The following is a 23,009-nucleotide window of genomic DNA, read 5'->3' on the forward strand; positions in this document are numbered from 1 at the left end:
GCTCAAAACTAAACCGGGTCTCCTCCCATAGCCGCAGTCAGCTTCTGCGCGGCCACCTGAAGTATCTGAAGATTTTTTGCGATTGCCTCTTGGGTGAAACGCGGCGTCGGCCCGGTCAAAGCCATGGACCCAAACAGCTTGTGTCCATCACGAAACACCGGCACGGCGATGCTTGCGACCTGAGGGTCACGTTCGCCTTGGGTCGCATAAAACCCGCGTTGGCGTATCTCGTCGTAAATGGCACCAGACGCGCCGGAAAAGGCCAGAATGATGCGACCGGGCGCACCGCGGTCGAGCGGCAAAGTGTCGCCAATGCGGGCCGTGTGGCGGATGGATTGCGTTGAATCATGCCGATGCAGGCAAACCCGGACATCACCTTCCTTGACATAGATGGCGGCGCTTTCGCCGCTTGCATCGCTGATTTCGGCCAGCAGCGGCTCAACGACAGCGGAGGACTTGAAAGTCGACTGGTAAAGCGCGCCTAACCGGACAAGCTTGGGCCCAAGGCGCCAGCTGCCATCATCGTTGCGAATGAGCATGGAGGATTTGGCCAGCGATCGCGCGATGCGAAGCGCAGTCGATTTGTCAAGTTCTGTCCGGCGCGCAAGCTCTCCGAGCGTCAGCGAGTAATCAAGCTCACTAAACGCTTCGAGCAGCGACACGGCCCTTTCGACAGCCACAACACCTGATGAATTTCCTGGCACTTGGTAACCTCCCGTGAAAAGAACTGTTGTACTAGGTACAACGTCTTTTCATTTAGTACAATACCCGATAATAGGCATTCGTCAACAGTGGCGGAACTGCTCCGCATCCAACCAAGAAACCGGGAGGTTTTCATGAGTGATACCAGCGAGTTGCCGAAAGCAACGCAGCACAATACGTCGGCAGGAGCGGCGGCTTCTGTGCTGATAACAGGTGCGCAACTCGCGCCGGAAGCTGGAGAATTGCTGGAAAGATTCTCGATCAAGGCGATTTATGCCGACGGCTATAGCGGGTCGGAAAAACTTGCCCAGTTGGCGGCGGACCATCAGGTTGACGCCATCCTGGTACGTCAGGGCCAAATTTCCGAGACGGTTATTTCGGCCTCTCCCAGACTGCGCGTCATTGCAAAACATGGAAGCGGCGTTGACAACATCGATCTCGGCTCAGCGACTGCACACGGCATACCGGTGTTGCGGGCGCTTGCCGCCAATGCGCAGTCGGTCGCTGAACTCGCCTTAACGTTGGCCCTGACGGCGATGAAAGATATCAATCTGCTCAATACAGCAGTGAAAGGCGGAAATTGGCCAAAGACCAAATATGTCGGTCGCGACATAGCTGGCGCTTGTTTCGGTATTGTCGGCTTCGGAGAAATCGGCCGGCGTGCAGCCAGGCTTGCCCGGGGCATTGGCATGGAAACGCTGGCCTATGACCCTTTCGCTTCGGATGCCGAGGGAACACGGGTGACCAGCGATCTCAATGAGGTCTTATCGACCAGCGACATCGTCAGCCTGCATTGCCCGCTTACCCCTGAAACTCATCATCTGATCAACAGCGACCGCCTCGGCCTGATGAAACCAACCGCCTTCCTGGTCAACACCTCGCGTGGCGCGGTGGTCGACGAAGCGGCTCTTTTCGAGGTTTTGAGCAGGGGGGGAATCGCGGGCGCGGCCCTCGACAGTTTCGAAGAGGAGCCACCAAGGGCCGACCACCCCTTGTGGAGCCTGCCGAACCTGATCGCCACGCCGCATGTTGGTGGCGCAAGCCGATCGGCTCTCAGAAACATGGCGGTGCAAAGCGCCCAGCACATTGTCGATGTGCTGACGGGCCAGGAATTCGATCGCCGCGCGCTCGCCAACCGGGACTTGGCCTGACGCCCAACATCACACTTCAACGGAGGACATAAGATGCTTGGTTTTAAAGTCTGCAAACGCAAGGAAACAGTCACAAGGGAGTGGGTCAAAAAATTTGCGCAGCTTCCTGTCGCCAATCTGAGTGATGTCATGTCACGTATGACGGCCGGCGGCGCGCCATTGCGGCCATTCTATACCGGCGCACGGATGGTCGGCCCCGCGATCACAGTCAAGGCGCGTCCCGGCGACAACCTGATGGTCCACAAGGCACTCGACATCGCCGAGCCAGGTGACGTTGTGGTGGTCGATGCCGGTGGCGACCTGACCAATGCGATCATTGGAGAGTTGATGGTTGCCCACGCCGCACAGCGAGGATTGGGTGGCATCGTGATTTTCGGCGCGATCCGCGACAGCGCGGAAATTCAGGCGGGTTCGTTTCCGGTCTTTGCGGCTGGCGTGACCCATCGCGGCCCTTACAAGGATGGACCGGGCGAGGTGAATGTGCCCATCGCCATCAACGGCATGGTGATCCAGCCGGGCGACCTCATCTGCGGCGACCCCGATGGCTTGCTGTCTGTGCCAGCGGACTTGGTAGGGGAAGTCTACACTGCGGCCTCCAAGAAACACGAGGCAGAAACCAGGCAGATGGAAAACATCAAGCTCGGCAAGAATGACCGAACCTGGGTTGATGCCACACTTGCCAGACTCGGTTGCACGATTGAACTTTGATTGACGCAGATGCGCGATCTGGCGCCGTGCATTCCCGCGATGCCAGGCGTTGCAATCATCACTCCGTCTTGCGTGCCGCAGAGATAATGGCGGCAAACAGATTGAGATCAGCCATGGACTCTGATGGTGGCGTTCGGTTTTCGCCACCTTGCGTGACCGCCGCATGAAAGGCTCTCAACTCGACATCAAACGGGTCTTGATAAAAAGGGCCAAGCCGGGTGAGGCTGTTATCGTGATCCGTTGAATTCTGAACTTCCAGCACCATTGGCAGATTGCGGATGTAAGGGGTTGGATATTCGAAGGCCAGACGATTGTAGCGGGAGTTGATCTCGAAACCCGCTTCAAAGCGCACGACATCGCCGATCATGCATTCATAAATTGCGGTAAAATGACCGTAGTCAAAGAGTGCTGTGATCTGGCTGCCACCCTGCTTGATCTCGGCGGCAATCACGCGCTTGGGACTGCCCAGCAGATCCCGCATCGCCGAGAGGGAATGAGAGGACAGCCCTGTCAGCACAGAATACGCCGTCTGAAGGTCAGCGGGTGCATTCGGGCCAAGCACGCTGTCCATCATCGCGCCGCGCAACTGACGGCTTTCCTCTATAAGGCTTGCCGGAATATCGCCGTTGGGTGTGACAACCGTGTCTGTCTGGCGAAAATACCAGGGGCCTTCGCAGATGACATCTCGAACACGAACATAGGTTATGTCGGAAAAAGCTGGCAATCGCTTTTTCGCCTCCACAAACGCCGGTGCAAATCGGCGCATATAGCCAACCATGGCAACGCAATCCGTCTGTTCCACCACTTCACTGAGTGCGGTGAGGTCTTCCATCGTCAAGCAGCAGGGCTTTTCAATCAAAACATGCTTATCAGCTTTCAGGGCCGCACGGGCATGACGGCCATGGTATTGGTCCGGGCTCATGATCAGAATTGCATCAATATCCGGTGACGCAACCATCGCATCGACACTGTCAAATACGCGCTCAATGCTCCACCGTGTCGAAATCGACTGGGCCACGCCGGGGGACGGATCGTAAGCGCCTGCAAGTGTGAACATTTCGGTCAGTCTCTGCAAAATCGGCAGATGGATCAACTGCGCCACTTCTCCAAGCCCAACAAGACCAAGTCTCACCATAGGATTTCCCGCTTTCGACCAGCTTTTAAGATGCGATAGATATCTAATTGCACATTAAATACACAATAATGATTATATCAAGGGATGCTTTGCCGAAAAAGCGCGGTTCCGGCGATGGATTTTGAGAGCGAAAACAGCTTAATGATTGAATTCGCTTTATTTTGCTCGATTTTAAAGAAAATAGCATTTTTGACGTGGCGCTCTTTCGATTTCGAAACAGATCAATTAAGGTGTCGCTGTAGATTTAATAATCGATGGAGTCGACTATGAAGCTTGCGACAGCGCCCGACGCCTGGGGCGTTTGGTATGCAGACGATCCGCGGCAGACCCCTTGGGAGCGCTATCTGGACGAGGTGAGAGACTCCGGCTTTACAGCGACAGAGACCGGACCTTGGGGCTATCTGCCCACCGATCCGTCTCATTTGACGGATGCTCTCGGTAGCCGTGGATTGAGCGTATGCGGATCAGCGCTCGTACACCTGCTTGCTCCCACGGATGCAATGGAAACCCTTCGACCCAGACTTGAGCAGACCTGCGGTCTGCTGAAAGCCATGAAGGCTGAGTGGGTGGTGCTGATGGATGATTCAGACCTGCCTCAGCCCGGCAAAAGCCGCGCGCTTTCCCCACAAGACTGGGCATCAATGATCCGCAACGTCAAGGAAGCGGCCCATTATGTCACTGAAGAGCATGGACTATCCTTCGTTTTTCATCCGCATGTTGGCTCCGGCGTGGAAACGGAGGCCGAAGTCATCCGCCTGCTGGAAGAAACGGCAGAAGATAGCGTTGGGCTTTGCTTCGATTTTGGTCATCATGCCTATACCGGTGCCGATGCCGTGGCCTTTATGAAGCGCTATGCGGACCGTATTCCCTATTACCACTTCAAGAATGTTGATCCCGTTTTGCTGGCGCACATACGCCAAAACAACATTAACTTCATTGAGGGCTTCCAGTCGGGCGTTATGTGCGAACTGGACAAGGGCATGGTGGATTTTGCAGAGGTTCGGGATTTTCTTGCAACCCGTGGGTTTGATGGCTATGCCGTTTATGAACAGGATATGTATCCCTGCCCTCCGGAGAAGCCCTTTCCGATTGCGCGCCACAACCGGCAGGTCTTGCGTGAGCTTGGGATTTAACATCCATACCGAGAGTGGCGTGCGACAATAGGACGAAGGAACAGCCGTGACACTTCTGGATCGGTTTGATGGAGGCTTTGCCCGGGACGGTGAGGACATCATTGCGGGCAGCCGGATTGAAGATGCCCGCATTCACAATCGTCGTCTGGTGTTTGAAACCATTTTTCAACGCGGCCCCATCAGCCGGGTGGAGATTTCAGCCATTGTCGGGCTGAAGCCCCAAACTATTTCGTCCATCACCCGCGAATTGCTTGAGCAGGAATTGATCGTCGAGGCCGGACGCTCCTCCGGTCTTCGCGGTCAGCCGCAAATCTATCTCGAGGCCAATGCCGAGGCGGGCTTTTCAATCGGGGTCCACCTGGATCAGAACCAGTGTCATATTCTGGTGTTTGATCTGAAACGGCAGGAACGCGCCCGCAAGTCAATGCGGTGCGATACGGCAAACCCCGACGTGACCGTGCGGATGCTGGCGCAAACCATAACAACATTGTTGCACGACAATGCCCTGCCTGCGGAACGGATCTGGGGCCTTGGTCTGGTACTGCCCACATTCGGCTCCGATGTCTATGATTTCGATTTTTCCATGCAGCATTGGGAGGCCTGGCGCGATGCATCCTTTGCCGAAGACCTGCAACGCCTGACCGGCTTTGCCGTATTGGTCGAGAATGACGGTACGGCAGCCGCCATTGGCGAGCGCCTTCACCGCCACGATGCACAGGAGGCGTCGTTTGCCTATTTCTATATCGGCCATGGTGCCGGTGCTGGGCTGATTATTGATGGTTATCCCTTCAAGGGTGTTGGCGGAAATGCCGGCGAAATCGGGCTGTTGCCCATCCTTGGCCTTGGTGCCAATCCGGTCTGGCCGGATAATCCCGGCAGCCCTGTTCCCAGTAACCCAGTTCAAGGTGGGGTTCTCTCGATTGGCGGGCTTGCTAGCGCCTGCGGCCTATCGGAACTGTCGATGGACGAGCAGAGCATTTTGCACCTGCTGGAGCGGCGTGATCATAGGTTGATGGATTGGCTGGCGTCTGCGGCCAGTGTGCTACGTGATGTCTGCGCTGTTATAGAAGTGATGTTCGATCCTGGCTTTATTGCCGTGGGCGGCGCTTTGCCGCGCGCGCTGGTGGAACGGCTGGTGGATCGCGCCTATCCGTTACGCCCCACGCCATCGGCCCGGCGTGACCGGGCCTTGCCACGGCTTTTGCCAGCAACGCTGATCGAGGATGCGGCGGTGACGGGAGCTGCTATGCTACCGATTTTTGTCACCACCAGCCATAATTTCCGCCATCTCTATTTCCGGCAGATTCTCGCAGACGACAGGTAATCGTTATGCAGGCCCTGCATGATGCACCGCCTTGTTATCACGAAACACCGTGTAGCGGGCGACAACGGGTGTGTAGAACACCCCTTCCTTGATATCGGCATCTTTTGGTGTCTGAACTTTCCAGACGGTGCCATCCTGCGCCTGCGCCTCGATCTTGAGGAAAGAGCCGTAATTGACAATGCGCCGCACACACGCTCCTTGCGTGCCACCTGATGGCGACAGGACAATATCTTCAGGCCGCACCGTTAACAGTGCCTCGCCCGTCTCAATCGGCGCATCAATGGCAACGCCACCCAGATGTGCCCGACCTTGATCGATCTGAATGACATGGCAATTCATATCGCCAATAAAGCTGGCAACGAAGGGCGAATTGGGCGTTGAATAAATCTCACGGGGCGTGCCCACTTGTTCAATCCGCCCCATGCTCATCACCACAATCCGGTCGGCAACGGAGAGCGCTTCATCCTGACCATGGGTCACGAACACGGTGGTAATGCCGAGTTTCTTCTGGATTTGCCGCACTTCTTCGCGCAAACGGTCGCGCAAGTGTTGGTCAAGGCTGGCAAAAGGCTCATCCATCAGCAGAATTTTCGGCTCCAGTACCACGCAGCGGGCAATGGCAACGCGCTGGCGCTGGCCACCGGACAGATGCGCCGGAAGGCGCTTGCCATAATCCGCCAATCCCACCATGGCCAAGGCATCGGACACCTTCCGGGCAATCTCGGCCTTGGGCAGGCCGCGCAGCGTCAGGCCAAAGGCAATGTTTTCAAACACGGTCATGTGTTGCCACAGGGCGTGGCTCTGAAAGACCATCGCGGTTGGGCGTTTCTCTGGCGGCGTGCGTGCGACATCCACGCCATCAATCAGCACCTTGCCGCCGGATGGCGTCTCGAACCCGCCAATAATGCGCAGCAATGTCGATTTTCCCGAGCCGGATGGGCCGAGAAGGCAAACCAGTTCACCGTCATCAATCGTGACCGACAAAGGCTCAATCGCGGTGACGATGGAATAGTTCTTCGAGACGTTTTCGAGGGCGAGTGTGGACATGCGTTCAGTGTCTTTCTCGAAAAAGAGCATCGGACCGAAAAGTGGAAATCGGTTTTCGGATCAATCCGATGCATAAACAAGGACTTCCAGTGTCTGTCAGGTTCAATCTGAACCTGACAGACACTGGGTTTGAATCATCATCCGCCCAGTCCTTTGGCAAAAGCCTCGCCGCCAATCACCCGCCGCGCCATCAGGATTGCGGCCAGAGATGGCACCCAGAGCATGACCGACAGCACAGCCCCATATTGCACCACCAACTGATTGTTGATCATCGACATCATCAACAGCGGCATGGTGCGAATGCGCGGCGCACCCACCAGCCATGCGCCTTCCGTCTCGTAAAAGGTCCAAACGAAGGTCATCAGCAAGGCGGCGGCAATGGTGGGAAAGGCCTGCGGCAAGGTGATGTGGCGAAACACCTGCCAGCGGTTTGCCCCGACATCGCGGGCGGCTTCTTCCATATCCCGGCTGACAGCTCTGAAGGCAGCGGTTGGCAACCAGATCATCAACAGCAGCGTATTCAGCAACTGGATAATCACCACGCCGGTAAAGGTGCCCACCAGATTGAAGGATAAAAACAGCACCGCAATGGAGATAATCAAGGCAAAGCGCGGAAAGGCATTGGCCATCAAAAACGATAGCATGAACACCGATTTTCCCGGAAAATCCATGCGGGCAAAGGCATAGGCCGCAGGCAGGCAGATGATGGCGGACAGCAACGTGACGGTCAGCGACAGTTCAACCGATGTCCAAAGGGCCGCCCAGACATCCGGGCGGGCCAAGACCGCGGACCAGAAGCGAAAGCCCCATTTGGTGGGCAGAACGGACGGATAGAACCATTGTTCGGCAAAGGCCCAGAGAAAAACCGTGAGCACGGGCAAAACGATGAAAACAATCAGAAACAGCAGAATAAGCAGGCCAAACACATCATGGCGGCGACTGGACAGCAACATCATCACTCTCCGTCTAGAGGCTTGCGGGCAATCGAGCGGACATAGGCAATGCCAGCAAGAGAGCAGATGAGAAAGGTGATGGTCGCCTGCGTTGAGGCTTGCAGCGGATCACGCACGCTGGCAAATGTGCGCAACATGAACGGCCCCATCATCTCCGGGCTTGTAGGTCCCAGCATGAACGGCATCAGGGCTTGGCCGAAAAAGCCTAGGAAATTCAGCGCCGACACGATCAGCAGCGAATGCATGATTTGCGGAATGATGATGCGGACCAGAATCCGCAGCCTCCCCGCCCCCACATCACGGGCCGCTTCAATTGATGCATCCGAAATGCCCGACAGGCCGGAGATCAAGATCAGCAAGGTTAGCGGCATACCGTCCCAGAGCAGGCCGATCACCGGCCCCCAAGGGGTCAGATAGGGCGACGCATAATGGTGGAACCCGATCAAGGACAGCAGGCTTTGCAACCAGCCGTTCGGCCCCAGATAGCGGATCAGCGCGTAGCAGATGATAATGCCGGGAACAAACATGGGAAACAGCGCCAAGCCTTGAATGAGGCTGGCCAGCGGGCCACGGGTAAAGCGCATATAAAGCGCAATCGGCAGATTGATGGCAATCAGCAGCGCAAGACTAACGAAGGTGGTCCAGAGCGTTCTGCCAAGATTGGAGAGGCTATAGGCATCGGTGAAGAAGAAAACATAGCTGTCAAAATTCAGCGCATGGACACCATCACGGCCTTCACGCCAGAAGGTGCTGACAATGGTCAGCGCCGCCGGATAGAACAGAAAAATCACGATGGACAGAACCGGAATGGCCACAAAGGCCAATCCGGTCCAGCGCGATCCTTCCGAGAGGCCGTGCGCGCGCATCACCCTGCCTCAGCGCTTGATGTTTGAGGCGACGTTGCGATACCAGCCCTCAAACAGCGCAGGCTCCCATGTGCCGGGGAAAAGCGGGATGGATTTGGGCGCGACCTTTGCGAATTTATCCTGAAGTTCCTTGGACATGAACTCCCACTTGATGCCGGGGAAGCCGCCGAGGTCGGTCACAACGTGGTTCTGAATATCCGGTGTGATCAAGTAATCGGCAAGCTTGAGCACCATATCCTTGTTGGCTGCCACCGTTGGCACGACAATGCCGGAAAAGCCGCCGGTAAATGCCAGATCCTGCAACTGCGCAACAGATGTTGTCTCAGGTACCACGCCCTGGCTCATGGCCTGCAAGGCCATATCTGACCAGGCAACCGTCATGGAAACAGCACCGCTGGCCAGCATCTGGATAGAGGCTGTGTTGCCGGAAGTGTATTCACCGCCATTGAACAGTGAGGGCTGGATATCCTTCAGCAGAGGCCAGAGCTTGGAAAACATTGGTTCGGCATAGGCTGGGGTGTAATTTTCCGGCAGGAAGAGATCGGGGTTCAAGCCGGTGACTTCCTGAAGCGCACGCTCGATAAAGCAGGCACCGGAATCGCCAAGATCAGGACGGGCATAAGCAAACTGGCCGGGATTGGCCTTGATCCACGCCACAAGTTCCTTGAATGTGGTAGGGACCGTTTTGACCTTGTCGGAATTATACATCATCACGACTTGCGAGCCGCGATAGGGCAAAAGCGCCGGGCTTTGCACCACGACCGGGTTGACCTTATCGTAATTGGACAGGCCCGCCTTGGAAAAATCAACCCAGAGACCCGCCTCCAGTGATCCCGTGGGATAAAACGGGGTGACAGCTTCCAGCATATCGACCTGCGGGTCCTTCTTGGCTTTGAAGGCAGCCATGGCGCGATCAGCCAAAGAGTTCATCGCCGACCCGCCACCGCCGGGAACAAGATTGAGCGTAACACCGGAATGGGCCGCTTCAAAACCCGGCTTGATCACCTGGGTCCAGAAATCAATAACATTGGTATCGCTGTTGAAGAATATGTCGAGAACGCCGGGGGCCGCAAAGGCGGGCCTTGCACCGGCCACGGCCAGGCCAACACCTGTCGCAGAATATTTCAGGAATTCACGTCGTTGCATGCGCATTGACACCTCCATTGGCAGCACGGACACGCGCCTGCCCTTTGTTTGGCCACGGATAAGGCCAGGTTCCCACTCCAGGTTGGCGACCGCGCTTTACATGCGTCTCTATCTGCCAATATTTAAATTCTTAGCACGAATTATATCGCTTCTGTCAAGCAGACAATTCGACGAGCGTTGGCTTGATGCTGCATCGCGACCACTCATATCCAACCCGGATGCAGCTTGAAGTGGCGCCTCGAAAGATTGTCAATCGAGCACTGCTCGCGATAAAATCTGATAGATTTGAGAGATATTGGTCGATTTCAAGCGGTAATTCGCTATTGTCGTGTCAGTTATGGCAGTGGAATCACGAGCCGATTTTCCATAAATATTATATCATCAACGATGATTAAATGTTGCAGTGCCAAATAAAACCAGCCCGGGAGACAATCATGCGTGCCTATCGAGATCGCCAGCGTAGCCTTGAACAGCTTTCGCGTCACATCGAAGTCTGGGCCGATGAACTGGAAGCTTACGAGCTGCGCGAACGCATGTCACTTGGGGCTTTTCTTGGCAGCACGCCAGACGGGCTGACGACGCGCATGGGTGTTGGTGATGCCTGGCCAAATCGCCATGGCATTCACACGTTTCTGCTGGAAGACGCAATTGTGGTACCGGAAGGCCCAGATGTGGAACTGAGGCTTGATTTTGGGGGTGAAAGCCTTGTCCGCCTGATGGGTCTGGATGGCGAAATTCTTGAGAGTTTTGCTGCCAACCCCTGCCATCGCAGGTTTGATGTCCCGCGCGGCATTCCCTTCAAAATCAAAGCGGAATCCGCAGCGCGCAGTCTTTTTGGTGTGCCCAATCGCAACCCCGTGCTCGCCATGGCCGAAATTTATGGATATTATTCAGAAATTCGCGCCTTGCGCCGTCGCCTGCTGATTTTGCGCAACACCGCCGACACGGTGAAAGACAAGGAACTTGCCCGCACGCTCTATGAGGCGGCGGAAATTGCCCTTTCAGGCTTGCGGCTGCCAACAGCAACACAGGATGTCGGCCCCCGTTTGGCCAGCCGCACTTGGGCGCACGATATATGGGAGCGCAGTTTTGAGCCCACCGACGCCCCGCAAGCCCTGACACAGGAAGCCCTCGCTTCTGTTGAGACGACAACCGTCAGGCTTGATGCCATGCTGACTGAGCTTCGACACACCTATCCCAAACAGGGACGTGTGCTGGTGACCGGTCACGCCCATATTGATTATGCCTGGCTCTGGCCGCAGCCGGAAACGGTGCGAAAGATCGTGCGAACCTTCAATAGCGTCAACGCATTGCTCAAGCGCCACGATGATTTTCGTTTTCTGCAATCATCCTCGCTCTACTATCAGCATGTTGAGCAAGAAGACCCCGCGCTGTTTGAAGAGATCAAGCAGCGCGTTGCGGAGGGCCGTTGGGAAGTTATCGGCGGCATGCTGGTGGAGTGTGATACCAACATGCCCTCGGCAGAGGCGTTTTTGCGACAGTTTCTGCATGGGCAGCGCTATTTTCAAAAGCACTTCGGCATCACCAGCTGCACGGCGTGGCTGCCCGATACGTTTGGCTTTACCGCCGCCATGCCGCAGATCATGCGGCACGCGGGCATCGACACATTGGTGACAATCAAAGTGTCATGGAATGAGACCAACAGCCTGCCAGACAATCTTTTCCGCTGGCAGGGCAATGATGGCTCACGGGTGCTGGTTCACACCTTCGACGCCTATGACAATGACGGCTACAATATGCTGATGACGCCCGCCGCCCTGTGCGAGGTATGGGGCAAGCATGCCGCCAAGGATATGACGGACACGGTCATTGCCTCCTATGGCTGGGGTGATGGCGGCGGCGGGCCGGACCCGGATCAGATCGAAACCCTGCCACTTCTCAATCTGATGCCTGCCATTCCAACCGTCGAGCATGGAGCCATAGAGCCGCATATTCAGGCCTTGGCAATGGATCTTGAAGCGGCAGCCCTGCCCGTCTGGCGTGGCGAGCTTTATCTGGAATATCACCGGGCAACATTGACCACGCAGGCGCGCACCAAACAACTCAACCGACAGGCAGAGGCTGTTTTGGTGGCTGCGGAAGCCATCTCGGTGCTGGATGCACTTGAGGGCGGAGCGCCTGCCACGAACAACCTCAAACCGCAGTGGGAATTGCTGCTTCGAAACCAGTTTCACGACATTTTGCCGGGTTCGTCCATCCGCGAGGTCTATCAGCAGACCGAGCCAGAGCTTGAAGGCGTGATCCATGATGCAACAGCGCTGATCCAGACCCGCCTGCAAGCCATTGCGGCACGCCATAGCGGTGAGCTTGAAGGATTGCTGGTGGCCAACCTGTCAGGCTCCAGAAAAACCGCATTCCAGATTGAAAGTGAACACCCCCTGCCCGCTGCCTTGCAAGCACAGGAGCTGAACGGGCACTATGTTGCCGCTATTGAGCGTGACCTGAAGCCACTCAGTCTCGGTTTTGTCAGCGCTGCCAGCCAGCGCCGCGTAACAACGAACGGCAAAACCATGGAAAATGATTTTGTCCGGCTGACGCTGGATGAAGCAGGCCGGATGATCAGCCTGATCGACAAGAGATCGGACCGTGAGTTGATGGACGGACCCGGCAACCAATTGCTGCTGTATCGCAATGATCTGCCCCGCAATTTTGACGCCTGGGATATTGAACCCGGATTTGAGCTTGGTGAAGAAGAATGGCTGTCGCTTGAAACGCTGGAGGTGACGGCCAATGGCCCGCATCTGGCAGAAATCACCATCACCAGACGCTTTTCGGCCAGCACGATCCAGCAAAAAATCCGGCTGTGGTCCAACAGTCCAAGGGTGGAATTTGTCACAGATCTGAATTGGCACGACCGGCGCACCTATCTGCGTGCGGCCTTCCCCGTAACCGTACTGGCAGAGGATGCGGTGTTCGATCAGGCCATTGGTGTCACCCGCCGACCCACGCATGACAATACCAGCTGGCAGAAAGCCCAGTTCGAATCCTGCGGCCATCGTTTTGTGTCACTTTCGGAAACAGACTGGGGTGCGGCCCTGCTCTCGGCGGACAAATATGGCTTTTCTGCCAAGGGCAACAGGCTAACTTTAAGCCTTGTTCGCGGCCCCATGTTTCCCGACATGCTGGCCGACGAGGGCAATCACCCCTTCGTTTACGCCCTTTTGCCCCATGATGGCCGCTGGTGGAGCGAAGAGGTTCAGGCGGAGGCTGACCTCGTCAATGCGGGCCTGCATTTCACGCCCGCCACCGCCACTGAAAACTGCGACATCGCGCCCGTAGGTTTTTCCGGTCAAAGTGTCCGCGTGCATGCCCTCAAGCCTGCGGAGGATGGGGAAGGCCATGTCCTGCGCCTGTCGGAGTCCGCCGGTCGTCGCGGGGTGTTTCGTTTGACACTGCCAGACGGCCGTAAACCAACCCAAATCAACGCCATCGAGGTGCCGCTTGATGACCTGGATGATCCTGCAAGCCGTCCTTTCGGTCTCGCAAGCTTCCTCTTTTGAAGATGAGAGAACCGTAAGCTGGGCACGCGGCGAAGAGCTGGTTGATCTTGTGTCATTCTCGCAGAAACCCCGCAACGGCTTCAGGAAATTAGCTCTTTGACCAGGCAGCTGATACACCTGTGCCTATGGGCTACCCGCAAACCCGTCTTTGAGACAGCGGCCTGAAATAGGAGAGCTTGTATTGGGGTGGAAAACGTCGAAGATCGAATATGTAAACGGCTACAAGATTGTGGAGGTCGATGGGCCGTCTTTTAAAGTCTTTAAGGGCGATCAACAGCTCGGGGATGATTTCCCCTATTCCGGTGAAGCCGCGGCTCACGCGCGATCCTTGCCAAAACTGGATAATTCGCAGCGTTAAGTACATCAAAGGCGAGAAATTTCGCGTCAGACTGTAGCCACGGCGGTTTCCTTAACCGCAGTGGCTATTCTGTTGCGATGGCCTGTTCAGATTCACGCCGTTCTATAGCGTTCCAGCCAGTGAGCATATGGTGCGGGAAGTGTCCAGGACGGCTTATCGATACCGAGCTCAAGCGCTGCTTGATAAGGCCAATGGCTGTTGGCAAGCAGCGGGCGGCCAAGTGACACCATATCTACAAAATCGTCTGCGATCAGCGCATCGGCCTGCTTTGGCTCGCTGATGAACCAACTCGTGGTGGCGGGAAGCCCAACTTCACGCCGTACCCGTTGGGCGATCGGTCCCATGAACGCAGGCCCCCAGGGAATATTCGCGGTCGGCGTGGAGAAGCCGATGCTGACATCAATAATGTCGAGGCCACCGGCCTTGAAGCGGCGAACCATTTCGATCCCCTCTTCCAGGTCGTTCGAACCGTCGAATTCGGTCACGCCGAAGCGAGCGGCAAGCGGCAAATGTTCGGGCCAGACATCGCGAACAGCAGCCAGCGTTTCGAGCAGAAATCTGGCTCGTCCGTCAAAGTCGCCGCCATAATTGTCTGTGCGCTTATTAGACCAGGTCGAAAAGAAGCTTTGTCCGAGATAGCCATGAGCAAAGTGAAGCTCAAGCCATTCAAAGCCGGCTGCCAGCGCCCGCTTTGCCGCAGCGACAAAGTCGGCCTTGATACGTTCGATATCTGCAAGGGTCATGGCCTGTGGCACCTTGCCAAGGTTTGCTCCGAATGCAATGGCGGATGGTGCCAGCGTTTCCCAGCCACGCGGGTCAGACCCGGAAATATGGTCGTCTCCCTCCCATGGACGATTGGCGCTCGCTTTGCGGCCCGCATGTCCGATCTGAATTCCAGGAACAGCACCTGCCGCCTTCATCAAATCCACCGCTTTTTTCCAAGGCTCAATCTGCTCATCGCTCCAGATGCCTGCGCATCCGGGGGTGATACGGCCTTCCGGCGATACAGCTGTCGCTTCAGCAACCACCAAGCCTGCCCCGCCGCGCGCAAGTCCAGCCAGATGGACGTGATGCCAGTCATTGATAATGCCGTCCTCGGCCGAATACTGGCACATAGGCGATACCGCAATGCGATTTCGCAGTGTTATGCCTTTGAGTGTGAAAGGGGTAAATAAGGATGACATGGAGACTCCAATTGATCGTTATAAATTCACATATAGGTCTTCGATAGTTCGATTACAATCGAACTTTGCAACAAGACTCCGTGATGGTAGGATGAACCATGCGCGCTATCCCACATCCCGCTTTGAAAGACGTTACTCTCACCCAGGTGCTCTACGCCCTCAGCGACCCTGTACGGCTGGGCGTCGTGCGTCAGCTTTCAAATGAGGGACAGGCCACATGCTCTGCACTGGATGGGGGCCGGCCGAAGTCCAGCATGTCCCACCACTTTAAAGTCTTGAGAGAGGGTGGCCTGGTTTTTACCCGTACAGATGGACCAACGCACTTGAACGAGCTGCGCCGTGAAGAAATCGATGAACGATTTCCGGGTCTATTGGACGCTGTCCTGGCCGTATCAGACGAGCCGGGCTGACGGCACCGCACGGTGATCCCGTGGTGGTTGATAGCAGCCCGGCTCGTTTGTAATTCGAAGGCCAAATGGCTTTAGATCCGGCGACCAACGTCAAATGGGAAATGCCGTCAAAGCCCTTCAGCATTCATCTGCACGCAATACCGTAAATGTTTGTTCGATATCTCGGGTGCAGCCTTGAGAGAATCGAACCTACGACCCCATGGTTGATATTCGAGGGAAGGCGTAAAATATCAGGCTGTCTTGAGGCTTAAAAATCCCAGTCCTCGTCCTCGGTCGCAACTGCCTTGCCGATGACATAGGACGAGCCCGAACCGGAAAAGAAATCATGATTCTCATCGGCATTCGGCGAGAGCGCTGACAGGATTGCCGGATTGACCTTGCAGGCCTCCGGCGGAAACAGAGCCTCGTAGCCGAGGTTCATCAGCGCCTTGTTCGCGTTGTAATGCAGAAATTTTTTGACATCCTCTGTCAGTCCGACACCGTCATAGAGCGCCTCGGTGTATTTGGCCTCGTTGTCGTAGAGTTCGAGCAGCAGATCGAAGGCAAAGTCCTTGACTTCCTGCTGCCGCACCTCGCTCAAGGGCTCGAGACCACGCTGAAACTTGTAGCCGATGTAATAGCCATGCACAGCCTCGTCGCGGATGATGAGACGGATCATGTCAGCCGTGTTGGTGAGCCTGGCGCGGCTCGACCAGAACATCGGCAGATAGAAGCCGGAATAAAACAGGAAGCTTTCCAGGAACACACTGGCGATCTTGCGTTTCAGCGGGTCAGGATTGCGATAGTGTTCGAGGATCAGCGCCGACTTCTTCTGCAGAAACTCGTTTTCTTCAGACCAGCGATAAGCATCATCCACATCTGACGTCGAACACAGGGTCGAGAAGATCGAGGAATAGGAACGGGCATGCACCGCCTCCATGAACGAGATGTTCGAATAGACCGCCTCCTCATGCGGCGTGATCGAATCCTCCATCAGCGTTGGCGCACCGATGCTCGTCTGTATGGTATCGAGCAGGGTCAGTCCCGTGAAGACGCGGATGGTCAACTGCTGTTCCTCCGGCTTCAACGCCGCCCAGGATGGGATGTCGTTTGACAACGGCACCTTCTCCGGCAGCCAGAAATTGCCGGTCAGCCTGTTCCAGACCTCAAGGTCCTTGTCGTCGTCGATGCGGTTCCAGTTGATCGCACGCACCGGCTTGGTTTGCGTCGGAGTGTTGGTCTTCATCTGTATGTTCATGTGATATCTCGATCTCACAGCGCGCAGGATACGCAGCCCTGCACTTGCGTGCCGGTCAGCGCCATCTGGCGAAGGCGAATGTAATAGATGGTCTTGATGCCCTTCTTCCAGGCGTAGATTTGCGCCCGATTGATGTCGCGGGTCGTTGCGGTGTCACGGAAGAACAGCGTCAGCGAAAGACCCTGATCCACGTGCTGGGTGGCCGCCGCATAAGTGTCTATGATCTTTTCGGGTCCGATCTCATAGGCGTCCTGATAGTAATCAAGGTTATCATTGCTCATGAAGGCGGCCGGATAGTAGACGCGGCCGATCTTGCCTTCCTTGCGGATCTCGATCTTCGAGACGATAGGATGGATCGAGGAGGTCGAATGGTTGATGTAGGAGATCGACCCCGTCGGCGGCACGGCCTGAAGGTTCTGGTTATAAAGGCCGGACGTCATCACCGCCTCTTTCAGCGCCAACCAGTCATCCTGTGTCGGGATCGCGATTCCCGCCGTTTGAAACAGGTCTGCGACGCGTCCGGTCGCTGGAAGCCATTCGGTTTGCGTATACTTGTCGAAATACTCGCCGGACGCATATTTCGAGTTCTCGAAGCCCTTGAAGCTCTTGCCACGTTCGACGGCAATCCGGTTCGAGGCGCGGATGGCGTGATAGGTCACGGTGTAGAAATAAATGTTGGTGAAATCGATGCCCTCTTCCGATCCGTAGAAGATGCGCTCGCGTGCGAGATAGCCGTGCAGGTTCATCTGGCCAAGGCCGATAGCGTGGCTATCGTTATTGCCTCTCTCGATCGAGGGAACCGACGAGATATGGCTCATGTCGGACACGGCGGTCAGCGCCCGGATCGCGGTCTCTATGGTCTTGCCGAAGTCTGAGGAATCCATCACGGCTGCGATGTTCAAGGACCCGAGATTGCAGGAGATGTCCTTACCCATGGTCTTGTAGGACAGGTCGTCATTGTAAGTGCTGACGTCGCTCACCTGTAGGATTTCGGAGCAGAGATTGCTCATCGAAATGCGGCCGGCTATCGGGTTGGCGCGGTTCACCGTGTCCTCGAACATGATGTATGGATAGCCGCTCTCGAACTGGATTTCGGCGAGAACCTGGAAGAAATCACGCGCCTTGATCTTCTTCTTGCGAATGCGACTGTCGGCGACCATCTCGCGGTATTTTTCCGTGACCGAGATTTCGGAAAACGCGACGCCGTAGACACGTTCCACGTCGTAAGGTGAGAACAGATACATATCCTCGTTGTTCTTCGCCAATTCAAAGGTGATGTCTGGAACCACCACACCGAGCGACAGTGTTTTGATCCTGATCTTCTCATCGGCGTTTTCACGCTTGGTATCGAGGAAGCGCATGATATCGGGATGATGGGCATTCAGGTAGACAGCCCCTGCCCCCTGGCGCGCACCGAGCTGATTGGCATAGGAAAAACTGTCCTCCAGCAGCTTCATCACCGGGATGACGCCCGAGGACTGGTTCTCGATTTGCTTGATCGGTGCGCCTGCCTCGCGAATATTGGTCAGGGATAACGCCACCCCACCCCCACGCTTTGAAAGTTGCAGTGCCGAGTTGATGCCACGGGCGATGCTTTCCATATTGTCTTCCATGCGCAGCAGGAAGCAGGAGACCAGTTCGCCGCGTTGCTTCTTGCCGGCATTGAGAAATGTAGGTGTCGCTGGCTGGAAGCGGCCAGAGATAATCTCGTCGACCATGTCACGTGCTAAAGCCTCATTGCCCTGCGCCAGCGTCAACGCCACCATGCAGATACGGTCTTCGTAGCGCTCCAGATAGCGCTTTCCGTCGAAGGTCTTCAGCGTGTAGCTGGTGTAATATTTGAAAGCGCCGAGAAAGGTCGGGAAGCGAAACTTCTTCGCATAGGCATGATCGAAAAGATCGCGGACGAAGTTGAACGTATACTGATCCAACACCGCCTGCTCATAGTAGCCTTCATCCACGAGGTAATCGAGCTTCTCCCGCAGATTATGGAAGAAGACGGTGTTCTGGTTGACGTGCTGCAAGAAATACTGCTTTGCCGCCAGAGCGTCCTTATCGAGTTGGATTTTACCATCCTCATCGTAGAGGTTTAGCATCGCGTTCAGCGCGTGATAATCCAGCGCCTGTTCGTCCGCCTTCAAAGGGCGCTCGAAAGTTGTGACGTCCAAAATCGTTCCATCCCATATTTGACATTGGCGACATCCTCGTCCGTGCCGAGCAATTCGAACCTGTAAAGGTACGGCACCCGACATTTCTGTGAGATCACGTCGCCTGCGAGACAGAAGGTCTCGCCGAAATTACTATTGCCCGCGGCGATCACGCCCCGGAGATGAGAGCGGTTGTCCGCATCGTTGAGGAAGCGGATGACCTGTTTTGGAACGGCCCCTTTGCCATCGTCACCCGAATAGGTTGGCACGATCAGAACGTAAGGTTCAGTGATCGACGGATTGCCGCTCCTTGGGCTGACGGGGATACGTGACGCGCGCAAACCAAGCTTGCCGACAAAGCGATGGGTGTTTTCCGACGCACTGGAAAAATAGACAATCAGCCCCATCGCCAGACACTCACGCCAGTGCGTTGATCATGTCGGGACGAAAACCCGACCAATGCGTATCGCCAGCGATGACGACGGGAACCTGACGATAGCCAAGACCTTGAACCTTGGCATAGGCGTCCTCATCGACGGAAATGTCGACGATAAGGTAGTCGAGACCCTGGCGATCGAGCGCGCGGGTGGTTGCATTGCACTGGACGCAGGCAGGTTTGCTGTAAACGGTGATGGTCATCATATCCTCGTTGGGTTTTGATTTCTGGCCGCAGAAAGGCCTCCGAAGACGCCGTTGCCGACGCTCGTTTCTGGACATTGAGTGGGAGAATGACAGGGGCTCAGACGCTGTTCAGTGACCGTCTTCGTTTAAACGCCGGACCGTTACAGGAAAAATCACGCATGCCTTCACCCCGAAGTGTTTTGACGGATTGTCGGCAAGGAAACGCGGGCAAGCGACATCCTATCGCTTGCCGTCACGCGACCTGCCGGGCACCCCGCCCGTGGACGTTTTCGTTTGAGGCAGGTCTCCTGGCTCGCGGGTCGTTACATCCATCCTTGCCTTCCCGAAGCATGATGCTTCAGTGGCTTTCGCTGGACAGATGCTCGCCGCTTACAGTTGCGGGGGCAGCTTCGGCATTGCCCGACCATCCCTGGTCCGGCGCACCGCATTCCCGTCTTAGCTTTCGATTCACATGGAGAATCGAAAGAACCTCGAACACCACATATGGTATACGAGGTTGAATTTTCGTCAACACTTATGCCATCTAAAGGGACAGCTCTCCCCAGGAAGATGTCGGGGAGGACAAGCTATTCACGGCTCCTGCGCCGTGTGCCATATGAGGCGCACAAAGGTTCGCTGTAGTTCTCTATATTTGTTGCATAATTTTTCCTTTAAACTCATTCCGGTTTTAAAGAATCATGCAATCGCGTGGCGAGGTCGGTATTTGGGACGGATTGATCGTGACAGCGTCTTGCCGGTGACGCCGCCCGTTCGGCGATCAGCGGTGAGGTGAAGGCGCGTCGCCGTAGCCCAAAAAGTCTCAAATCATTCGACGACGGACACTATTACTCCCGGTATAAACGCCCCTGCTGTTCTGCCGAGATTAGTGCTCATCCGGCTCGGCAGTAATCCGACCAAAGACAAACAACTTGGCAATGCCCTTGCGCCTTCTCGACATCTTTGTCGATGGCATGCGCAAATGCTGAAATGGGTAGCGGCGAGAGAGTCTTGCCGTACTTGATAGACAAAAATCGGCACTATTGGATATTGGCGCAAATTGACCCATCATGCGGTTTGAGTTTATTCTGACCAAGAAGGCGCATATTTTTGGCGTTTACCCTGAGACAATTGCAATATTTCGTCGCGGTCGCTGAAAAGGGGACGGTCTCGGGTGCGGCCCAGGCCATGTCGATCTCGCAATCCTCTATTACCGAAGCGATCAAAGATCTGGAGTCTGATCTTGGCGTATCGATGTTTGATCGCCATCCACGCGGACTGGCCATCACCCATAACGGCCACCAGTTTCTCCGACACGCGACCAACATTCTGGCCTCTGTTTCCGACGCAAGGCGCTCGCTGGCGATCAAGGACGATGCCATGACCGGCCAGTTGAACCTTGGCGTGACATCGCTGGTTGCCGGTTATGTGTTGTCGGAGCTTTTGCGCCGTTATCGTCGGGCATGTCCTGCCGTCGATGTGACAGCTATGGAGGATAGCAGCAGCTATCTGGAGCATCTGTTGATTGGGGGCGAACTCGATCTTGCCGTCATGACCATGTCTAATCTCCGCGACCGTATGGCATTGCAGGCCGAAATCATCGAGACGTCGCCCTATCGTCTCTGGCTTCCCATTGGTCATCCATTGGGGGTCGCCGATATCATTTCCGTCAGCGATATCGCCAAGGAACCATTGATTATGCTGACGATTGACGAAATCGAGGAAAATACGGCCAAGCTGCTCTATGCGCTTGGCGCAAAGCCGCATGTTGCCTTCCGCACCCGCTCCGTGGAGGCCGTTCGCAGTCTGGTCGCAACGGGTGCCGGCATCGCTCTGCTGCCCGATCTGGTCTACCGGCCATGGTCGCTGGAAGGCGATCGCATTGAGAGCCGCGATGTTTCAGGCGCGTTACCTGTTGTGCAGGTGGGGCTTGTCTGGCGGCGCGGTTCTACATTACCGCCAGCCGCCCGCGAGTTTCTGCGTGTTGCCGAAACGGCGAGAGCCTTCAGGGATCGATAATCCGATATCGGAATTTCCGAAACCGGAATTCTGTATAAAGAAATTGCGAACGCAGCCTTTTTTTGCCTTTCTCTGTTCCAGAAAGTTCAAACAGGGGAACCAACATGAAGAGCCTTCTGAAAGCATCGACCGCGCTGATTGCCGCGCTTTCTTTTTGCACCAATACTATCGCTGCCGAAATGATGACCTCGATTGGCCCTGGTGAGGGCGAAGTCGATATCGTCGCCTGGGCTGGCTATATCGAGCGTGGTGCGAGCGACAAGGCCTATGATTGGGTCACGGGTTTTGAAAAGGAAACTGGTTGCAAGGTCAACGTCAAGACGGCAGCGACATCAGATGAAATGGTGACCCTGATGAACCAGGGTGGTTTCGATCTGGTGACGGCGTCCGGCGATGCATCGCTCCGACTGGTGGCTGGCGGCAAGGTTCAGCCGATCAATACAAGCCTGATCAAAAGCTGGTCGACCATCGACCCCCGTCTTCAAAATGCCCCCTGGCACACAGTTGATGGTGTTCATTACGGCGCGCCCTATCAGTGGGGGCCTAATGTGTTGATGTATAACACCAAGGCTTTTGGCGATAAGGCCCCGGCAAGCTGGGATGTGGTCTTCAAGGAAATGACGCTTCCTGATGGCAAGTCCAACAAGGGCCGGGTTCAAGCCTATGATGGACCGATCTACATTGCCGATGCCGCTCTCTATCTGAAGACTGCAAAGCCGGAACTGGGTATCAAGGATCCCTATGAACTCAATGAAGAGCAATATGCCGCGGCCATTACTCTTCTGAAGGGGCAGCGCGCGCTGATCGGCCGCTATTGGCACGATGCAACGGTGCAGACCGACGATTTCAAAAACGAGGGCGTGGTTGCATCCGGTTCCTGGCCCTATCAGGTCAATTTGCTGCAAGCCGGCAAACAGCCAATCGGCTCCACCATCCCGAAGGAAGGCGCAACCGGTTGGGCAGACACGACCATGATGCACATTGCCGCCAAGCATCCAAACTGCGCTTATATGTGGATCGAGCATTCACTGTCAGCCAAGGTGCAAGGCGATGTTGCCGCCTGGTTCGGCTCGGTTCCGTCCGTTCCCGCAGCTTGCAAGGGCAACGAACTTTTGACTGAAGGTGGTTGTGCGGCCAATGGGTTTGCCAATTTCGACCGGATCTCCTTCTGGAAAACACCGGTATCGAAATGCAAGGCTGAAGGTACCTGCGTTCCCTATAGCCGCTGGGTCAGCGACTATATCGCCGTGATGGGTGGATAAGAGCCATCACTTCGGAGGCTAACCTCCGTTCTTTGCTCGCTTCGGGTGCCATTTCATAACGAGACCTGACATGGCGCCCCGAGGTGGG

General features: G+C 55.7%; 19 protein-coding genes and 1 riboswitch. Of the genes, 8 read left to right on the forward strand and 11 right to left on the reverse strand.

Annotation, left to right across the window (positions count from 1 at the left end):
• Positions 1-8: 8 nt before the first annotated feature.
• Entirely contained in the window at positions 9-704 is a 696-nt protein-coding gene (locus tag ASB66_RS20715; protein WP_060717748.1) for an IclR family transcriptional regulator, read from the reverse strand.
• 132 nt (positions 705-836) lie between these two features.
• Between ASB66_RS20715 and ASB66_RS20720 the strand changes: the two genes are divergently transcribed.
• Positions 837-1,853: a hydroxyacid dehydrogenase gene (locus ASB66_RS20720; protein WP_156543201.1), complete on the forward strand. Its 1,017-nt coding sequence runs from the start codon at positions 837-839 to the stop codon at positions 1,851-1,853.
• 33 nt (positions 1,854-1,886) lie between these two features.
• Positions 1,887-2,561 (forward strand): RraA family protein, encoded by a 675-nt coding sequence (locus tag ASB66_RS20725; protein ID WP_060717747.1) that lies wholly within the window; start codon positions 1,887-1,889, stop codon positions 2,559-2,561.
• 58 nt (positions 2,562-2,619) lie between these two features.
• Here the strand turns inward: ASB66_RS20725 and ASB66_RS20730 are convergent, their stop codons facing one another.
• On the reverse strand, positions 2,620-3,696 hold the full coding sequence (locus ASB66_RS20730; RefSeq protein WP_060717746.1) for a Gfo/Idh/MocA family protein: 1,077 nt from the start codon (positions 3,694-3,696) through the stop codon (positions 2,620-2,622).
• Between the two features lie 266 nt (positions 3,697-3,962).
• On the opposite strand from ASB66_RS20730, the gene ASB66_RS20735 reads away from it, so the two are divergent.
• Together ASB66_RS20735 and ASB66_RS20740 are read left to right on the forward strand one after the other, a co-directional pair.
• Entirely contained in the window at positions 3,963-4,829 is an 867-nt protein-coding gene (locus ASB66_RS20735; RefSeq protein WP_234614200.1) for a sugar phosphate isomerase/epimerase family protein, read from the forward strand.
• 46 nt (positions 4,830-4,875) lie between these two features.
• Positions 4,876-6,153, forward strand: coding sequence for an ROK family protein (locus ASB66_RS20740; protein WP_060717744.1), 1,278 nt, complete (start codon positions 4,876-4,878; stop codon positions 6,151-6,153).
• Positions 6,154-6,156: 3 nt separating this feature from the next.
• Here ASB66_RS20740 and ASB66_RS20745 read toward each other — a convergent pair whose 3' ends face one another.
• From ASB66_RS20745 to ASB66_RS20760, 4 genes are all read right to left on the reverse strand, one after another.
• Positions 6,157-7,200, reverse strand: coding sequence for an ABC transporter ATP-binding protein (locus ASB66_RS20745; protein ID WP_060717766.1), 1,044 nt, complete (start codon positions 7,198-7,200; stop codon positions 6,157-6,159).
• A gap of 137 nt (positions 7,201-7,337) precedes the next feature.
• Positions 7,338-8,153 (reverse strand): ABC transporter permease, encoded by an 816-nt coding sequence (locus ASB66_RS20750; RefSeq protein WP_081089002.1) that lies wholly within the window; start codon positions 8,151-8,153, stop codon positions 7,338-7,340.
• A 2-nt stretch (positions 8,154-8,155) separates the two neighbouring features.
• The gene (locus ASB66_RS20755) at positions 8,156-9,019 is read right to left on the reverse strand and encodes an ABC transporter permease (RefSeq protein WP_060717742.1); all 864 of its coding nucleotides are present in this window, start codon (positions 9,017-9,019) and stop codon (positions 8,156-8,158) included.
• 9 nt (positions 9,020-9,028) lie between these two features.
• Positions 9,029-10,171: an extracellular solute-binding protein gene (locus tag ASB66_RS20760; RefSeq protein ID WP_060717741.1), complete on the reverse strand. Its 1,143-nt coding sequence runs from the start codon at positions 10,169-10,171 to the stop codon at positions 9,029-9,031.
• A 428-nt stretch (positions 10,172-10,599) separates the two neighbouring features.
• Between ASB66_RS20760 and ASB66_RS20765 the strand changes: the two genes are divergently transcribed.
• Positions 10,600-13,686 (forward strand): alpha-mannosidase, encoded by a 3,087-nt coding sequence (locus tag ASB66_RS20765; RefSeq protein WP_060717740.1) that lies wholly within the window; start codon positions 10,600-10,602, stop codon positions 13,684-13,686.
• Between the two features lie 450 nt (positions 13,687-14,136).
• Here ASB66_RS20765 and ASB66_RS20770 read toward each other — a convergent pair whose 3' ends face one another.
• A complete protein-coding gene (locus tag ASB66_RS20770; protein ID WP_060717739.1) occupies positions 14,137-15,228 on the reverse strand; it encodes an NADH:flavin oxidoreductase/NADH oxidase in 1,092 nt (363 codons plus the stop codon).
• A 98-nt stretch (positions 15,229-15,326) separates the two neighbouring features.
• Between ASB66_RS20770 and ASB66_RS20775 the strand changes: the two genes are divergently transcribed.
• Positions 15,327-15,638, forward strand: a complete 312-nt coding sequence (locus tag ASB66_RS20775; RefSeq protein ID WP_060717738.1) for an ArsR/SmtB family transcription factor — start codon at positions 15,327-15,329, stop codon at positions 15,636-15,638.
• A 247-nt stretch (positions 15,639-15,885) separates the two neighbouring features.
• On the opposite strand, the gene nrdF is transcribed toward ASB66_RS20775, so the two are convergent.
• Genes nrdF through nrdH form a run of 4 tightly spaced genes read right to left on the reverse strand, consistent with a single transcriptional unit; the run spans position 15,886 to position 19,661 of the window.
• On the reverse strand, positions 15,886-16,875 hold the full coding sequence (gene nrdF / locus ASB66_RS20780; RefSeq protein ID WP_060717737.1) for a class 1b ribonucleoside-diphosphate reductase subunit beta: 990 nt from the start codon (positions 16,873-16,875) through the stop codon (positions 15,886-15,888).
• A 14-nt stretch (positions 16,876-16,889) separates the two neighbouring features.
• On the reverse strand, positions 16,890-19,016 hold the full coding sequence (gene nrdE / locus ASB66_RS20785) for a class 1b ribonucleoside-diphosphate reductase subunit alpha (RefSeq protein WP_171431173.1): 2,127 nt from the start codon (positions 19,014-19,016) through the stop codon (positions 16,890-16,892).
• Positions 19,013-19,429 (reverse strand): class Ib ribonucleoside-diphosphate reductase assembly flavoprotein NrdI, encoded by a 417-nt coding sequence (nrdI, locus tag ASB66_RS20790; protein ID WP_060717735.1) that lies wholly within the window; start codon positions 19,427-19,429, stop codon positions 19,013-19,015. The genes nrdE and nrdI overlap by 4 nt, the downstream gene beginning before the upstream one ends.
• A 10-nt stretch (positions 19,430-19,439) precedes the next feature.
• Entirely contained in the window at positions 19,440-19,661 is a 222-nt protein-coding gene (gene nrdH, locus ASB66_RS20795; protein ID WP_060717765.1) for a glutaredoxin-like protein NrdH, read from the reverse strand.
• A 263-nt stretch (positions 19,662-19,924) separates the two neighbouring features.
• Positions 19,925-20,152, reverse strand: a riboswitch (cobalamin riboswitch).
• A gap of 598 nt (positions 20,153-20,750) precedes the next feature.
• Here nrdH and ASB66_RS20800 point away from each other — a divergent pair.
• Together ASB66_RS20800 and ASB66_RS20805 are read left to right on the forward strand one after the other, a co-directional pair.
• Positions 20,751-21,659: a LysR family transcriptional regulator gene (locus tag ASB66_RS20800; RefSeq protein WP_060717734.1), complete on the forward strand. Its 909-nt coding sequence runs from the start codon at positions 20,751-20,753 to the stop codon at positions 21,657-21,659.
• A gap of 104 nt (positions 21,660-21,763) precedes the next feature.
• Positions 21,764-22,921 (forward strand): ABC transporter substrate-binding protein, encoded by a 1,158-nt coding sequence (locus ASB66_RS20805; protein WP_060717733.1) that lies wholly within the window; start codon positions 21,764-21,766, stop codon positions 22,919-22,921.
• Positions 22,922-23,009 lie beyond the last annotated feature (88 nt).

The organism is Gillisella vitis (genome assembly GCF_001541345.2).
Classification (GTDB): Bacteria; Pseudomonadota; Alphaproteobacteria; order Rhizobiales; family Rhizobiaceae; genus Allorhizobium; species Allorhizobium vitis.

Coding starts and splice junctions, on each gene's coding strand:
- ASB66_RS20720 (WP_156543201.1), top strand. CDS start 837: ATGAGTGATACCAGCGAGTTGCCGAAAGCAACGCAGCACAATACGTCG.
- ASB66_RS20725 (WP_060717747.1), top strand. CDS start 1,887: ATGCTTGGTTTTAAAGTCTGCAAACGCAAGGAAACAGTCACAAGGGAG.
- ASB66_RS20730 (WP_060717746.1), bottom strand. CDS start 3,696: ATGGTGAGACTTGGTCTTGTTGGGCTTGGAGAAGTGGCGCAGTTGATC.
- ASB66_RS20735 (WP_234614200.1), top strand. CDS start 3,963: ATGAAGCTTGCGACAGCGCCCGACGCCTGGGGCGTTTGGTATGCAGAC.
- ASB66_RS20745 (WP_060717766.1), bottom strand. CDS start 7,200: ATGTCCACACTCGCCCTCGAAAACGTCTCGAAGAACTATTCCATCGTC.
- ASB66_RS20750 (WP_081089002.1), bottom strand. CDS start 8,153: ATGTTGCTGTCCAGTCGCCGCCATGATGTGTTTGGCCTGCTTATTCTG.
- ASB66_RS20755 (WP_060717742.1), bottom strand. CDS start 9,019: ATGCGCGCGCACGGCCTCTCGGAAGGATCGCGCTGGACCGGATTGGCC.
- ASB66_RS20760 (WP_060717741.1), bottom strand. CDS start 10,171: ATGCGCATGCAACGACGTGAATTCCTGAAATATTCTGCGACAGGTGTT.
- ASB66_RS20765 (WP_060717740.1), top strand. CDS start 10,600: ATGCGTGCCTATCGAGATCGCCAGCGTAGCCTTGAACAGCTTTCGCGT.
- ASB66_RS20770 (WP_060717739.1), bottom strand. CDS start 15,228: ATGTCATCCTTATTTACCCCTTTCACACTCAAAGGCATAACACTGCGA.
- ASB66_RS20775 (WP_060717738.1), top strand. CDS start 15,327: ATGCGCGCTATCCCACATCCCGCTTTGAAAGACGTTACTCTCACCCAG.
- nrdF (WP_060717737.1), bottom strand. CDS start 16,875: ATGAACATACAGATGAAGACCAACACTCCGACGCAAACCAAGCCGGTG.
- nrdI (WP_060717735.1), bottom strand. CDS start 19,429: ATGGGGCTGATTGTCTATTTTTCCAGTGCGTCGGAAAACACCCATCGC.
- nrdH (WP_060717765.1), bottom strand. CDS start 19,661: ATGACCATCACCGTTTACAGCAAACCTGCCTGCGTCCAGTGCAATGCA.
- ASB66_RS20805 (WP_060717733.1), top strand. CDS start 21,764: ATGAAGAGCCTTCTGAAAGCATCGACCGCGCTGATTGCCGCGCTTTCT.